The following is a 14,310-nucleotide window of genomic DNA, read 5'->3' as shown; positions in this document are numbered from 1 at the left end:
GAGCCGCCACCGTGTCCGTCGACGAGGAGAACATCACCGAGCTTGCCGTCCGCCGCTGGGCCACCGCGCACTCGCCGCGGCTGGGCGAACTCATGACCGCGCTGGTCCGTCATCTGCACGACTTCGCGCGTGAGGTACAGCTCACCGAGGACGAGTGGGCAGCCGCGATCGAGTGGCTGACCGCGGCCGGCCAGATCTGCGACGACAAACGACAGGAGCTGATCCTCACCTCCGACGTCCTCGGACTGAGCACCCTCGTCGTGCAGTTGAACAACAGGTTCACGCCACAGGCGACTCCCGCCACGGTCCTCGGGCCGTTCCACGTCGACGGCTCGCCGACCGCGCCGTACGGCTTCGACATGTCGGACGGCATCGAGGGCACTCCGCTGTTCTTCACCGGCAAGGTCACCGACACCGAGGGCAAGCCCCTCCCGGGCGTCGTGCTCGACGTCTGGCAGGCCGATGCCGACGGCGCATACGAAGCCCAGCTCCCCGAGATCGACGAGGCCCGTCTCCGCGCCAAGTTCCGCACCCGTGAGGACGGCACATACTGCATCCGCACCATCGCGCCGCGCGGCTACGCCATCCCCATGGACGGCCCTGTCGGCGACCTGATGCGCAAGACGGACATCAGCTACTTCCGGCCCGCACACGTCCACTTCCTCATCGACGAACCCCACTACCGCAAACTGACCACCCACTTGTTCCAGGAAGGCAGCGAATACCTGGAATCCGACGTCGTCTTCGGCACCAAGGACGCGTTGATCACCTCATTCGCCGAACGGCCCGCAGGCACGGCTCCTGACGGCAGCACGCTCGAAGCCCCCTACCTGCACGCCGAATACGACTTCATCCTGCAGTCCGACTGACCAGGAGCGGACGAACGGCGAACGACATTCCCCACGCTCTCGAACTGCGGATGCTTGCGGGCGATGCCTTTGGCGGGATCATCAGCACCAAAGTAACCGGTGCTGTCCCGCTGTTGCGCGATGCCCTGGTGCGTGGCCTGGTGGTAGCGACACCTCCGCCGGATGGTGGCGGTATGGGGAAACAGGAGACAGGCGAGGAAGTGGTCCGTCGGGTGGGGCGGGATGCTCTGAGCTTCCTCACCCTGGCGGGGTTCGCGATGCCGTCCGACATCGCAGGTGGTCTTGAGTACGTCGGTCGCGGCCTGAAGATCGCTGTTTACCACTACGTGTGGAAGAACGAAGTCGCGGTGTCGGCGTTCGTGGAAATGACGGGAGTACCTCTACCTGTACGTCACCGGGCCCAAGTGCTGGAACTCTACGTCGAATGCGGGCTCGGGCCACCGAACCGTCTGCCGGGAAGCACAGGCACTGCGCGCCTGACGGAGGTCAGGGTGCGGGCGTTCGCGAGCGCTCTGAAGGAGCTCCTGCCGTTCCTGCTTGGCGCCGACCGCGACGCACTCATTCGTAGGGCCTCAGCCCGCTGATCGCAGCATCCGGCTCGGCGAGAAGATGCCCACCACTCTGCCGCGACCAGCGGTTGATCGTGCGCATCACCTCAGTGATCCGGTCCGCGACCGGCCCGGAGACTCAATCCGCAGCGATCGAGGGCGATACTTCGGCTATACGGTCCTGCCGCTCCATGCGAACGTGCTCCCGCTGCTGTCGAAGGCCATGTAGACGCCCGTGCCAGTGGGGAAGGTGCCCAGGTAGAGGTGGTTCTGGTTCTGGAGGTGTCCGTTGTCGGCGGTCCAGAACTGCCCCGACCGGTCGGCCGAACAGGGCTCCATGTCGACGTCGTCACTGCCGTTCGCATAGAGCGATGTGAGGCAGTCCCCGCTGATGTTGTTCACGAGCCGACGCATCGCGTGGCCGTTCCAGGTGTTCGTCTCCGTACCCCAGTGCCATCTGGACGCCGTGTCGTCGCACGAGCCCACCACGGCGTCTCCACCGGTAAATGCTCTGAGGCACGTTCCTGATCTGCCGTTGACGTACTGCCAGTCGGCGCCGGCCGCGGACGCAGGGGAAAGCGCGCCGCTGACGGAAAGAAGGAACGCGGCGATGACTGTCGGCGTCGCCAGTGTCAGTCGAGCTTTTCGAGAGATCATGACCAGTACTTCTACATGATCAACCGTGAACGGTGTCCCTCTCCAGGATAGTTGGGCATGAACAACCCACGACCCCAGGGTGAATCGTCCCCCAACCTCGACGTTTCCTTACGGTCCGCCGACCGAGTCGGTGGACCGTTGGTCAGCCGGGGCTCGGCAGGAGTTGCCGGTCAGGGCGAGCATCGGCATCCAGGCCCGCAGATCCAATGCGGTCCGCACGATCTCCAGCCATATCCGGTTCTGGGCCCGCAGCCGGTGACGGAGCTCCGTATGCCGTCCGCGACCGTGCGCCGCAACTGAGCTCCGGGGTACGGACGTTCCGCCCCGCCATCGTCTGCTGGCACGGCGGCCTGTCGCGGACCGGTGGGGCGAGGCGGTCAGCCGCGTCCCCTGTCCGTCTTGCCGAGGAGAACGATGCTTCGGCCTCGCCTCGTTCCGTCCGGATGCGTTCCCGGTTCCCCCACCGGAGCGCCGCAGACCTCTCCGGGGAATCCAGGTGGTACCCACCCCGGTATGGGACCGACCTAGTCTGACGGCCTCACGGGCCGCCGATCTGTGGGACCCGGGCGCCGCAAAAGACAGGTTCTTTTGAAAGGGTGGAACGTTCATGAGTTCTGCTGTCCCTCTCCTTGAGGGGATTGATCCTTACGGGATCCAAGTGCTGCGGGAGCCTGCGAGCACCTACGGGCACATCCGGGAGGCAGGGCCTGCGGTCTACTCTCCTGAACGAGAGGTCTGGCTCGTAGGCCGCTACGACTCAGCGCGTCGTGTGCTGCGCGATCACCGGGAGTTCCGCTCCGGACTCGGTGCGGGCTACACCCGGGTGCCGGAGCACGGAAACAACTACCCCCTGGTCGACAGCGATCCACCCCGTCACACACGCGTGCGGCGTTCTGTGCAGACGGAGTTCGGCCGTGAAGCGATGGAACGGCTTCGTCCCCTGGTCCGTGCGACCGCCGTCGGACTGGTGGAGGCTGCTGTTGCGGCCGGCCAGATCGACGCTGTTTCCCTCTTCGCCTCGCCGCTGCCCGATCTCTCCACGCGACTGCTCACCGGTATCGAGCCGCCCGATTCCCTCCGGATGCGGGTCTGGGCCAACGCGGTGGGCCAACTCCACGGCCCCGACCTCGACCCCAGTGAGGAGAACCTGGTTTCTCAGGCGTTCGACTGGCTGTCGGGTGAGGGCGTTCCGGCACTGCCGAAGCACTGCATGGGGCGTCGTGTCATGGAGGACGGCGGGATGAACGGAGCCCTGGCGGAATCCGAGCGGCTGACGACTCTCTTCTCGCTCTGGCTGGCCGGCGTCGATTCTTCGAACGGTCTCATCGGTAACGTCGTGAACGCCTTCGCCGAGTTTCCCGAGGAGTGGGACGCTGTCCTTGCCGACCCCGGCCTGATTCCGAACGCCGTGGAAGAGGTGCTGCGCTGGGACTCGCCGTTGCGCTCGGTCTACCGCCGTACGACCGTCGACGTGGACATTGACGGGGTTGTCGTCCCTGCCGACGCCGACGTGTGCGTGCTGATACCCCCCGCCAATCGAGACCCGCGCAGGTTTGCGGATCCGGACCGCCTGGACATCAGCCGCGTCGACGCCAAAGCCCATCTGGCGCTCGGCACATCGATCCATCTGTGTGTCGGTGCTCCCCTGGCCAGGATGGAGGCGATCGAGCTTCTGACTGCTTTGGCCCGCAGGGTCCGGCGCATCGAACGGACCGCGCCTGCGGTGCGCGCGGCCAGCCAGACGATGAGCAAGTTCGAGTCGTTGCCGGTACGGCTCGTCGCCCGCTGACCTCCTGCATCAGACCCGACTTCTGACCCAGGAGGTGGGTGGGAGCGAGGAACGATGGTCGCTCGGCTACACCGAAGGGAATGCTCGGTGCCTGGAGCGGACCGGCCGGGCCCCGCCGCATCACCGTCGTGACAGCCGCCCATGCCTTCCTCACCGAACAACGGCTGGCCCCCAAGGTCGGGACGAGCCGGCGGTACGAGAGCGCCCCACTGGTCGCGAGCATGGCATAGCGTCAGGATGGTGGAATCAGTGCACCGAACCGCCGCTCGAGTCATCTGTCTGGACGCTGCCGATCGCCTGCTTCTACTGCGCTGGCGTGATCCGTTTGACGGGGCGTTGCTCTGGGAGCCACCCGGTGGCGGTGTCGAGCACCGTCGGCAGCGCGGCCATGCATCGCGACCTGGTGCGTTACGTGGAGGCCCATGACATTCGCCCGGTGATCGACCGCCGGTTCGGCTTCCTCGATGCCCCGGCCGCCTACAAGGCCCAGGGCGCCGGAAGGCTGTTCGGCAAAATCGTCATCGAGTTCGACTGAGCCGCCCTCGGAAGCGGTGGCACAGGGCAGCGACGCTCGGCCACAGCATCCGCGAGATGCGCCCGCGCGAGCCCGGGTGCCGAGAGGCCGGGATGCCCTGCCCGCGCGGCGGCAGACGGCGCGCCAGTCCGGGCAGACATCCAGCCCGCCGCCCGCCGCCGAGTGATCTTGAGCGGCGAGCCATGACGGGCTGGCCCCGAACAGGGGGCGATCGCGTACGTGCGCGATCCGCCGTCTGCTCACTGCGACGGCCGCCGTCGCCGCGGTCCTCGGCGGGTTGCAGTCACTGGGCCCCCGCGGCGGGTCCGCAGCCTTCTCCAGGAGGGTGAACGAGTCAGGCGCACCGCCCGGCCGCGGTTTGCCTGCCGTGTGGCCGACGCCCTGGTGGCCGGCGTCCAGGACGCAGGAGGTCAAGCGCGCGTTGATCGTGATGACCGCAAGACAGCGCGGAGACTCGCCGCAGTTCGAATCCGTGCCGGCAGAGATTCAGGCCATCCTCGTCGCTGCCCTCAACCACTGGCCGGGGCCCTCGGCCGTCACGCGGTGGGATCCACGTTCCACGCCGCGGGCAGATCGCTGCCACAGAAGACGCAGACGAAGTCGTCCTCGCGCACGATGTTGTGTTCCTGGCAGCGGGGGCACCGTCGGAACACCACCTCGTGGGTGAAGCCGGAAGGCCGCCGGAGGCGCACGGCGTCCAGAGCACGGGCGACCTCCGTCCAGGAGCTGACGTCCGGGCAGTACCCGGTGGACTGGTTGCTGACCTCGCTCACGGTCCACCGGTCCGCCTCGCGCATGAAGCTGATCTCGCCGCCACTCAGAACCATGGCTCCGCCGGCGCAGGCCACGTGCTCGCTTCGCCGCGGCGCCAACCGAAGCACGCCATCCGTACCGACCACGAAGGTGAACGGTTCGGCCGGCTCCCCCGCCGACTGCTCCACGATCCAGGCACCGAAGTCGGCCGCCGAACCGATCCGACGCCCGCCGTCACCAGGCCGGACCACAGCCTTCAGCTCGGCCGGTCCGACATATCGATAACTCCGCCCCCGCCCACTCACGTCAGTCAACCTAGAGCACTTCCCACACACGCCCCAGGCCGGCCGATCTGGTCGCTGCACGCGGAAGGGTCCACGAATTTCAGCGGGTTGAGCCGCCTGGCCGGGAACGGATCGCGAGGACGCCTGGTGGATCTCAGCGCCCGGCAGGGACAGACCGGCCCAAGGTGCGACAACCGCAAGCAGAACGCCGGAGGCCCAGGTTTCCTCCGCCCACCTTTTCCGGGACGCGACGACGGCGGTGTGCGGCAGAATGACGCCCACCGATGTGCCGGAGCGCACCCGTGGCCGCAAGTGCCTTGTTTCACGCGGTTCTTGGGCGTACGAGGAGAGGAAGACGTGAGCGAGAACCAGAGCGCAAGCGCCGCAGTGCAGCGATTCGATACGGGGACGGCGCACAACGCTCGCGTGTGGAACTACTGGCAGGGCGGCAAGGACAACTACGACGTCGACCAGCATGTGGGCGATCACGTCGCCGGGATGATCCCCGTCATCCGCGACATCGCGCGCGCCGACCGGGAGTTCCTCGGCCGCGCCGTGCGCTGTCTGGCGCAGGAGCACGGCATCCGTCAGTTCCTCGACATCGGCACTGGCCTGCCGGCGTTGGAGAACACGCACGAGATCGCGCAGCGGATCGCCCCCGAGTCGCGGATCGTGTACGTCGACAACGACCCCATCGTGCTCGCGCACGCCCGCGCCCTGCTGGCCAGTGATCCGGAAGGCGCCACCGACTACATCGACGCCGATGTGCACGACCCGGACACCATTCTGCGCATCGCCGGACAGACACTCGACTTCACCAAGCCCACCGCCCTCATGCTGCTCGGCATCCTCAACTTCGTCCTCGACGGTGACGAGGCGCGGGCCATCGCACGTCGGCTGGTGGAGGCGCTGGCCCCCGGCAGCTTCCTCGTACTGACCCATCCCACCACGGAGCCCGAACTCGGCGGCGACCTCCAGCTTGAGGCGATGGAGTTCTGGAACGCCAACGCAAAACCGCCGGTCACCGCTCGCAGCAGCGAGGAGGTTGCCCGGTACTTCGACGGGCTCGCGTTCCTGGAGCCCGGGCTCGTGTCCTGCTCGCTGTGGCGGCCGGAGCCCGGCGAAGAGCCCACGGTCGTACCCCAGCTGGGAGCTGTGGCTCTGAAGCAGTGATCTCCCGCCTCACCTCGCTGCCGCGCACACTCACCGGCAGGCCCGCGGCCTTCCCCTCCTCACACCAGCGTCGGCGCCGCTCATCGCGTTGCAAGGGGGAGGCCGGGTCGCCCGGCCCCGTTGCCGACCCTCCGGCACCCACGGCGGTGAATGGGCAGCATCACTCCGGCATGCACAAGTGCCACGGCAGGGACATCCAGGTGACCGCCGGCGCGTTCCGGCGCCTGCTCCGGGCCTCACCTGCCGTGCCGGGGCCGCTGGGGCGCGCCCTCGGGGGGGAAGCGGGCGGTGAACTCCTCCCACGCCGGGATCCGAGCCGTCGGAGAGCAGGCCAACTCCAACCTGAAGAGTTGGCTGCTCCTGCGCAAACTCCGTTGCGGCACCACCCGCGTCACCGACATCGTCAAGGCCGTCCTGGCCTTGCACCTTGTCACGGCAGCCGGAGGTCGCTGTGGCCGGAGGCATGGACAAGGACAGCGACACCAACAACGACGGCATGGGAGACCCCTCACCGTGACAGACGTCAGAGTCACTTACGACAAGACCGTGAACGCAGCGTACGTATACCTCACCGAACCGCAGGCCCACGTGAAGTCCGCGCGCATGTATCCCTGCGACCCAGTGGACGTCGGCGGCATGATCAACCTCGACTTCGACGAGCAGGGCCGCCTCATCGGGATCGAGGTATTGGCGGCCAGTTCAAAACTGCCCGAGTACCTGCTCCACTCCGCGGAGCGACTGGACACCGAAGGTGCGTGACCAGTCGAGCAGCACGCCCGCGGCCAGCAGGTCGGAAAAGGCTCACTGGTGACATCCCATGAGAATTCCCAGCGTGTTCAAGTGAGAAGTCCATAGGGGCTCAGGTCCTCACCTGCGGCCACTTCACCACCCGGGCATTGAACCCTCCCGAGGCCGCCAGGGGACTCGGTGTCTAGGCCTCTCTCGTGGTGGCACCCCCGACCGAGCCAACTGTCGGACAGGCCCTGCTCCGTGCCGGTCAGGGTTGCCCGCCAACCTGGTTGAATTTGTCTCTCGCTCTCCCTATGCGCTGCGGTGACATCCGAGTCGAGCGTCGATCGGTGGGGCGGTCCTGGCACCGCTCCGGGTCCAGCACCACGATCCGGGAGCCGTCGATCCGGATGCCGGCCCGGATGGTCGTTGCCGGGTCGGACATGCTGTGGGCGCCGTACACCCATGAGCCTACGGCGGCGAGCACGGCCAGGCCGAGCGATGACCCCATAAGCACGAAGGGCCGCACCGGTCGTTCGCGAGGTCGGTTCAGCACTGCAGGTATTCTCTGTCTGCTGCAGCAGGGGTGCCGGGAACACTCCGGCCGCGTTGAGGCTGATACACGCCGCCTGGTCTGACGGCGCACCGATCTACGTGATCCTGGACAACCTGTCCGCCCTCAGACGCCCCGACATCACAACACTGGCCGAAGAAGCACAAGGTCGAGCTGTCTTTCACGCCAACCTTCAGGCCGGCTGGAAGACGGGGGGACGCCGCTCGGTAGGCGTCAGTGTCGAGCGAACCGGCGCAGGGCGTCGAGCACAGGCGGCGCGAGCGTGTCCGGATGGTCGACGTCGTGCATCAGATGGTCCACTCCCGGCAGGGCCACTCGGCCCGGTCCACCGGTACGCGCGTGGCGCAGGGCGGTCGTCAGTGCGTTCGTTGTGACACAAGGGACCTGTGTGTCACTCGTACCGCACGTCAGCAGTATCTTCGTCCCTGGCCGGAGTGCATCGGTGGTGTCCGGTGGGTAGACGGCGTCGTCGCTTCTCACGAACCGGGCGTTGGGGCCTTGGAACGCCTCGAAGAGCCGGCCGATCGGCGGGGGCAGGTCGGTGGTGTCGACCGGCCGGTCTTCACGCACGGATGCGACGGCCGCGTCGATGGCCGTGTTGACCGCGCGTTGCTGCTCCGGTGTGAACTGGCCCTGCCGGGTCGCCTCGTCGACCTGGGCCTTGAGCTGCAGCGCGACCAGGTCCAGCAGGCGGATCGCCTGCGGTTGCAGAAGGGCGAGGCCGGCCGGGCGTGGATGGACGGTACCGCCCAGCAGCAGTGCCGTCATCGCGCCTTCGCTGTGCCCGACGATCAGCAGACCGTGTGGGCTGGTCTCCGGCTGATCGCGCAACAACTCGTACGCGGCCCGTGCCTGACGGACGAATGCCGGGTAGTCGAGTTCCTCCGGGTGGTCCCGGTAGGCGCCGAGTCCGGTGCGGCCGGTGCCGTATTTGTCGAATCGCAGCGTGGCGACTGCTTCTCCGCCGAGCGCGTCGGCCAGCTGTGCCAGGGTGCCCGGTGTCGCCCCGGGCGGTTGGTTGCCGTCACGGTCGGTGGGGCCGCTGCCTGGCAATAGCAGAGCCGCCCGCAGCCGTTGCCCTGCCGGATGCTCGGGAACGTGCAGGGTGCCGTACGCGGTCGTTCCGTCGACCGTGAAGACGATCTGGCGGTCGGCGGCAGGCACGAGACGGGGCGCCGCCTCGGCCGGAGTGGCTGTTCCGACGGCCAAGGCCATCAAAGCCGCTGCCGGATGGCGAATCATTGGCCCTCCTCCGTCAGGCAAGGGCGCTCTCGACCAGGGCAACAGCCGCGCGGGGGTCGTCGACCTGGAGAACCAGGCGGGTGTACTTCTCGTCCGCGAGTTCGACCACGACGGCTTTCGACGGATCCCTGACGTCCCAGAAGACCTTGTCACCATCCTGGTGGAAGGTGCCCGCAGTGATCACACCGGGTATGTGGGAGCCCGGCGCGCGGATTCCCTTGGGGTCGGTGGCGATACCGGGGTCGGCGGTCGCGCCGCGGATGTTGGCCAGCGGGATGGTCAGGCGTCCCTTGAAGGCCCAGAGCTTGTCGAGGCCCTCCATGACGACGACGAGGTCGTCGCCGTCGATACGTAGCAGTGCCATGTCCGGTTCTCTTTTCAGGTAAGTGGGCCAAGGTGGTGGGTCAGCGCGGCGGCGACGTTGTCGGGGTTGCCGCGCACAAGGATGCCCAGCGCGGCGGCCGTGAGCGCGGCGGCCAGGTCGGCGGGAACGCCGAGGGCGTGGGCGATCTCCCGGTCGACGGCGGCCAACGCGGCCGTCACCTCGAAGGCGACCTCCTTGTCGACCGGTGCGCGTTCGATCGCTGCGAGGAGAAGCAGGTCGAGGTAGGCCGACGTGACGAGCCGCAGCACCGTTGCGGCGTCCGTCGCAGCGGCCAGGGAGTTGAGCAAAGGGCCGACGTCGTCGGCGAGGTGACGGCGCAGAGCCATCAGGTAGAGGCCCCGCTTGCTGCCGAACGTCTTGTACAGACTGTTGCGGTGCACGCCCAGGTGAGTGACGAGGTCATCGACTGACACACCGTCATACGCGCGCCCGCCAAAGAGGCGAACGGCCGCACGCACCACTTCGTCCTCGTCGAATGCTCTCGGTCGGCCCATGGCCACGACGGTAGACACTTAAGGAACAATCAGTCAAGAACAATCGTTCCTTAACTGTGGAGCTCTTCCCGCACTGGTCGGCCCGGGATCCGGCCAGGAGGCCACTCTCCCGTGAACTCTCCTGAACCGTATGACGGTTCACCTCCCGAGCCTGCGCATCGACCCCTCCCTCGCCTCCGGCCTGCACCACTTGCCGGCCGGACGCAGGGCGCTGCAGGTACAGCCCCGCCGCACGCTGCACACCTGCGCAGAATCGACGTCATGACGATAAAAATCGACACGGTGTAGACTTTTTCCGGAGGGAGCGTCCCGGCTCCTCGCGAAACCAGTCTGGAGAGCAATGCAGAAGCGGAACTGGCTCATCACCGGCGTCAGCGCGGGCCTGGGGCGCGCTTTCGCTCAGGCCGTCCTGGCTGCCGGGCACACCGTCGTCGGCACCGTCCGCTCCGAGGACGACCTGCGAGCCTTCGAAGGGCTCGAACCCGGGCACGCTCACGGACGCATCCTGGACGTCACCGACGATGCCGCCGTCTCGGCCGTGGTCACGGAGGTGGAGCAGAGCGTCGGCCCCCTGGACGTCGTCATCGCCAACGCCGGCTACGGCCTGGAGGGCACCTTCGAGGAGACCCCGCTCGCCGACGTGCGGCGGCAGTTCGAGGTCAACGTGTTCGGGGCAATGGCCACCCTGCAGGCCGCCCTGCCCCACATGCGTCGGCGCCGCCGCGGGCACCTGATGGCCGTCACCTCCATGGGCGGGCTCGTGGCCGTGCCGGGCCTGTCCGCCTACTGCGGCAGCAAGTTCGCCCTGGAAGGCATCCTGGAGGCACTGGGCAAGGAGGTCGCGCAGTTCGGGATCCACGTGACGGCGATCGAGCCCGGGTCCTTCCGCACCGACTGGGCGGGGCGGTCCATGACACGTGCCGCGCGGTCCATCGACGACTACGACGAGCTGTTCGCCCCGATCCGTGAAGCGCGGCAGAAGGCCAGCGGAAACCAGCTGGGCAACCCGGCCAAGGCCGGGGACGCCGTCGTGCACATCGCCTCGGTCGACAGACCGCCGGCCCACCTCGTCCTGGGCTCGGACGCGCTGCGACTGGTCACCACCGCGCGCGCGGCCGTGGACGAGGACATCCGTGCGTGGGAGGCGCTCTCTCGTACGACCGACTTCGCCGAGGGTGCTCAGCTCTGATGCCGGGCCACCACCCCGCGCGCAGCCGCCGTACCACCGAGCGCAAAGGCGACGTCCGGGAGCGGGCCATCCTCGACACCTGCGAGGCCCTGCTGGCGGAACCGGGCTACGACGCCATGACCGTCGCCGACATCGCACGGGGCGCCGGCATCACACGCGGCGCCCTGTACTTCTACTTCGGCTCGAAGCAGGACGTGGTCACAGCTCTCGTGGCCCGCACCGTCGAGCACCTGTGGGAACGGTCCCGGGCCACCGCGCAGACCGACGAACCACGCCAGGCCGTCGCAGCGGCCATGCAGCGCACGGTCGAGCTGTGGAACGAACACGGTCTGGTCATGCGTACGGCGATCGACCTGGCGCTGACCGTGCCGGAGATCGGCGAACTGTGGAACCACACTGCCGACCTGTTCATCGCGGCCATCACCGCCGTCCTGGAACGAGCCGGCGTCGAGGCCGGCACCGGACCGGACCAGTCGCCGGCGATGGCACGCGCCCTGTGCTGGATGATCGAGCGGACCTTCTACCACACCTCGCAAGAGTCCCGAGAGGAGCTGCAAAAGGCAGCTGCGACCTGCGAACACATCTGGCTGACCAGCGCCGGCCTGATCACCTGAGGGGCCTGCCACGGACGCGGTGAGGCGCGAAGCATGTAGCTGACACCCTCACCGAGGCCGACGGGTCTGCTGCACGATGGGGTGACGTATCAACCGGCGTGCCCCTCCCGGCGCTCATGTAATTCCTCGCCGCAGGGCCGACTTCCCCGCCCAGACGTTCGCGTCCGATGCCCCGACAGCGCCCCTGTCAGTACCGTCTGTAAGCATGTTGCCGTGACAACCCCATCACCTGATCAGCGCCCTGCTGAGGACGTCCTCGACTGCCTGCGCTCCGCAATCGAGATCGAGTGGCGCGAGCCCGCACTGGGACACGATGGCGTCCAGGCATGGGAGTCCGAGCACGGAGTCGCGCTTCCGGAGCCCTACCGGAGCCTGATCGCCGAGATCTCCAACGGGTCGGCCCTCGGACCGCCGGAAGATGGCGGCCTTCTCCCCCTGGGGTGGCTTCCACCTGGCTGGCCGTACGACCGGGACCGCAATCCCGCGGCCCCGTTCCCGCTCCTGGAGGCCTGGGCCTGGGAAGGCGAACCCCTCGCCGACGCCCATGACGAGCGCGTTGCCGAGGTCTACAACCACGGCTCCGTCGTGCTCGGCGCCGACGACGGCCCGTCGTACTGGGTCCTCGTCGTGACCGGTCCCCAGCGAGGCAAGGTCTGGTTGGTCACCGACGTCGGCGCCTACCCGTATCCGATGCCGGAGGCGGTCGGCTTCCTGGGATGGGTGCAACGCTGGCACGCCGGCGTCGGCTGGTGGGACTGACCACTCCCTGCACCGAGCCCGATGCGCGACGAAGGCACCGGATCCAAACGCATGAGTGGAGAAGCTGACGCTGCTGCTCGGGAATTACGTGAGGCCCGCGCCGTGCGCGGGGCCCGGCCCGTCCCCGTGAGAAGCCGGCCCGTGCGTGGCGGGGAGTCCTTCGACACGGCCTCGCTGTGCGACGTGATCGATCGCAGGGTGAGACCCCGCATCGCGGAGATCGACGCGGACCCCGGAGCGACTGCGGCGAGGCCTGCTGTCTGACGGGCGGTCTCGGGCGAGCCCTGCTGGTGAGGGGGTGGTGTTACAGGGCTGCGCTGTTCGGCGGCACGGAGGATCGAGGCAAGAGCACCGGCCGACTGCCTGCGTCCGGGCAGCCGGGGCGCTCACCCGGGGATTCCCGGCCCGGGACGCCCGTGCGGTGTGCAGGCGCTGCCGTCCCCGTACGCCCGTGCCACCGGCTGCCTCCCCGGCGTGCCTCTCGTGAACCGCGTGGAGAGGCGATGTGTGGTGCCTCGTTCAGATCGCGCTTTCAGGAATGATCGTCGGCTCGGTGGTCGAGGGACTGCTCCCTGAGAAGTCCGAGAAGGGCCGTAGCGACGAGGGCGACGGCGCTGTCGTCGTCGTGGGTCAGTTGGCACAGGACCTCCTGCCCGGTGGTTCCCGTGAGCTCCACCAGCGCCTGGGTGAGGCGGATCCGCGTCGCGGAGTCCGCGGTGGGCGCGGCCAGTTCGTCCACCAGGGCGGTCGTGATCCGGTCCGCATTCGCGGGGTCCAGGGACAGCGTTCCCAGAGCCTCGGCCGCGTCCACGTCGTTGGAGCCCTCCACCACCATGGCGACGAGGGTGGGCACGGCCGCGGCCTCACCCTGCCTGCCCAGAGCCAGCGCAGCGTGCCTGCGCACCGTCGTGTCCGCATCTCCGAGGGCGTTCATGAGCACCTCGACAGCACCTGGGGCCTCGGACATCTCGGCGATCGCCAGCACTGCACGCCGCCGGACGCCGGCATCCGGCGCGTGCGTGCCGGCGTGCAGAGTCGCCACGCCGTCGCCGCCCGATCGGGCGAGCGCCCAGCGCAGGGCGCCTGCGACGTGCGGGTCGGATTCGGTCAGGACCGCCCCGGCCAGCAGTTCGGCGGGTATCGGCACGTCCTCCGGCTGGGCCAGGACGGCCTGCTGTCTGCGGGCGGCGCTGGTCGAGTCGAGTTCCCGCATGAGCTCGACGATGCGCAGTACCCGAGGCCAGTCGGTGGGCGCCGACGCGTCGATCGCACGAAGCCGCTCAAGCAGCTCCCCTTCCCGCGCCAGGCGGTCCTCCGTCTGCCGGATGAGGTCGCTGACCAGGGAGGACGGGGTAAAGGCCGGGTCCTCCAGCGCCCGCCCGATCTGCCTCAGCGAGAGCCCGAGGGACCGCAGGCTCTCCACGTGGAAGATCCTGCGAACATCCCCTGCGGAGTACTCGCGGTAGCCACCGACCGTGCGGCCCGTGGGCCGCACCAGCCCCAGGGCGTCGTAGTGCCGCAGCATCCGGGTGCTCACCCCGGAGCGGCGCGCCACGTCACCGATCAGCACTCCACACCCTCCGAGTTTTCTGCCGCCTTCGTGGCCTCCGTCGGTTCGGTCGTCCCCGCGGGCCCGGGAAGAGGTGGATTAGGCCCCCCCGCAGCAGCACCATGCGGGGGGGGGGGGGACACGCCGTTTGGGCAGTGGGTGGGCAC

General features: G+C 68.3%; 17 protein-coding genes and 2 pseudogenes. 12 read left to right on the top strand and 7 right to left on the bottom strand.

The features are described from left to right. The first annotated feature begins 11 nt into the window (after positions 1–11). Both AB0472_RS43640 and AB0472_RS43635 read left to right on the top strand, forming a co-directional pair. A complete protein-coding gene (locus AB0472_RS43640) occupies positions 12–869 on the top strand; it encodes a dioxygenase (RefSeq protein WP_366365031.1) in 858 nt (285 codons plus the stop codon). 50 nt (positions 870–919) lie between these two features. Next, positions 920–1,453 (top strand): hypothetical protein, encoded by a 534-nt coding sequence (locus tag AB0472_RS43635; RefSeq protein ID WP_366365029.1) that lies wholly within the window; start codon positions 920–922, stop codon positions 1,451–1,453. Positions 1,454–1,588: 135 nt separating this feature from the next. Here the strand turns inward: AB0472_RS43635 and AB0472_RS43630 are convergent, their stop codons facing one another. Together AB0472_RS43630 and AB0472_RS43625 are read right to left on the bottom strand one after the other, a co-directional pair. Then, entirely contained in the window at positions 1,589–2,074 is a 486-nt protein-coding gene (locus tag AB0472_RS43630) for a hypothetical protein (RefSeq protein WP_366365027.1), read from the bottom strand. Positions 2,075–2,220: 146 nt separating this feature from the next. Next, positions 2,221–2,394: pseudogene (locus tag AB0472_RS43625) on the bottom strand (IS1380 family transposase); the annotation flags it as partial. Between the two features lie 287 nt (positions 2,395–2,681). On the opposite strand from AB0472_RS43625, the gene AB0472_RS43620 reads away from it, so the two are divergent. From AB0472_RS43620 to AB0472_RS43610, 3 genes are all read left to right on the top strand, one after another. Continuing rightward, on the top strand, positions 2,682–3,863 hold the full coding sequence (locus AB0472_RS43620; RefSeq protein ID WP_366365026.1) for a cytochrome P450: 1,182 nt from the start codon (positions 2,682–2,684) through the stop codon (positions 3,861–3,863). A gap of 80 nt (positions 3,864–3,943) precedes the next feature. Next, positions 3,944–4,093, top strand: a complete 150-nt coding sequence (locus AB0472_RS43615) for a hypothetical protein (protein WP_366365024.1) — start codon at positions 3,944–3,946, stop codon at positions 4,091–4,093. Between the two features lie 125 nt (positions 4,094–4,218). Then, on the top strand, positions 4,219–4,398 hold the full coding sequence (locus AB0472_RS43610) for a zinc-binding dehydrogenase (RefSeq protein ID WP_366365022.1): 180 nt from the start codon (positions 4,219–4,221) through the stop codon (positions 4,396–4,398). A 536-nt stretch (positions 4,399–4,934) separates the two neighbouring features. Here the strand turns inward: AB0472_RS43610 and AB0472_RS43605 are convergent. Beyond that, entirely contained in the window at positions 4,935–5,456 is a 522-nt protein-coding gene (locus tag AB0472_RS43605; RefSeq protein WP_366365021.1) for a hypothetical protein, read from the bottom strand. A 336-nt stretch (positions 5,457–5,792) separates the two neighbouring features. On the opposite strand from AB0472_RS43605, the gene AB0472_RS43600 reads away from it, so the two are divergent. From AB0472_RS43600 to AB0472_RS43590, 3 genes and pseudogenes are all read left to right on the top strand, one after another. After that, positions 5,793–6,608: an SAM-dependent methyltransferase gene (locus AB0472_RS43600; protein ID WP_366365019.1), complete on the top strand. Its 816-nt coding sequence runs from the start codon at positions 5,793–5,795 to the stop codon at positions 6,606–6,608. Positions 6,609–6,766: 158 nt separating this feature from the next. Further along, positions 6,767–7,049: pseudogene (locus tag AB0472_RS43595) on the top strand (IS5/IS1182 family transposase); the annotation flags it as partial. Positions 7,050–7,121: 72 nt separating this feature from the next. Next, the gene (locus AB0472_RS43590; RefSeq protein WP_366365067.1) at positions 7,122–7,367 is read left to right on the top strand and encodes a DUF2283 domain-containing protein; all 246 of its coding nucleotides are present in this window, start codon (positions 7,122–7,124) and stop codon (positions 7,365–7,367) included. A 757-nt stretch (positions 7,368–8,124) separates the two neighbouring features. Here AB0472_RS43590 and AB0472_RS43585 read toward each other — a convergent pair. The 3 genes from AB0472_RS43585 to AB0472_RS43575 are packed head-to-tail and all read right to left on the bottom strand — an operon-like array spanning position 8,125 to position 10,032. Further along, on the bottom strand, positions 8,125–9,153 hold the full coding sequence (locus tag AB0472_RS43585; protein WP_366365065.1) for an alpha/beta hydrolase: 1,029 nt from the start codon (positions 9,151–9,153) through the stop codon (positions 8,125–8,127). Between the two features lie 13 nt (positions 9,154–9,166). Then, positions 9,167–9,517 carry a hypothetical protein gene (locus tag AB0472_RS43580; protein WP_366365018.1) on the bottom strand — a complete coding sequence of 117 codons (351 nt, stop codon included), beginning with the start codon at positions 9,515–9,517 and terminating at the stop codon, positions 9,167–9,169. Positions 9,518–9,531: 14 nt separating this feature from the next. Then, positions 9,532–10,032: a TetR/AcrR family transcriptional regulator gene (locus tag AB0472_RS43575; RefSeq protein WP_366365063.1), complete on the bottom strand. Its 501-nt coding sequence runs from the start codon at positions 10,030–10,032 to the stop codon at positions 9,532–9,534. 130 nt (positions 10,033–10,162) lie between these two features. On the opposite strand from AB0472_RS43575, the gene AB0472_RS43570 reads away from it, so the two are divergent. The 4 genes from AB0472_RS43570 (at position 10,163) to AB0472_RS43555 (ending at position 12,594) form a co-directional block, all read left to right on the top strand. Next, positions 10,163–10,297: a hypothetical protein gene (locus tag AB0472_RS43570; RefSeq protein WP_366365017.1), complete on the top strand. Its 135-nt coding sequence runs from the start codon at positions 10,163–10,165 to the stop codon at positions 10,295–10,297. A 75-nt stretch (positions 10,298–10,372) separates the two neighbouring features. Continuing rightward, complete coding sequence (locus AB0472_RS43565; protein WP_366365015.1) at positions 10,373–11,221, top strand: oxidoreductase; 849 nt, start codon at positions 10,373–10,375, stop codon at positions 11,219–11,221. Beyond that, a complete protein-coding gene (locus tag AB0472_RS43560; protein ID WP_366365013.1) occupies positions 11,221–11,835 on the top strand; it encodes a TetR/AcrR family transcriptional regulator in 615 nt (204 codons plus the stop codon). The genes AB0472_RS43565 and AB0472_RS43560 overlap by 1 nt, the downstream gene beginning before the upstream one ends. Positions 11,836–12,048: 213 nt before the next feature. Then, complete coding sequence (locus AB0472_RS43555; RefSeq protein WP_366365012.1) at positions 12,049–12,594, top strand: SMI1/KNR4 family protein; 546 nt, start codon at positions 12,049–12,051, stop codon at positions 12,592–12,594. 532 nt (positions 12,595–13,126) lie between these two features. Here AB0472_RS43555 and AB0472_RS43550 read toward each other — a convergent pair. Further along, positions 13,127–14,164, bottom strand: a complete 1,038-nt coding sequence (locus AB0472_RS43550) for a HEAT repeat domain-containing protein (protein WP_366365011.1) — start codon at positions 14,162–14,164, stop codon at positions 13,127–13,129. Positions 14,165–14,310 lie beyond the last annotated feature (146 nt).

Source organism: Streptomyces sp. NPDC086777, assembly GCF_040702065.1.
Classification (GTDB): Bacteria; Actinomycetota; Actinomycetes; order Streptomycetales; family Streptomycetaceae; genus Streptomyces.
This window is presented reverse-complemented; position numbering and strand designations above follow the sequence as displayed.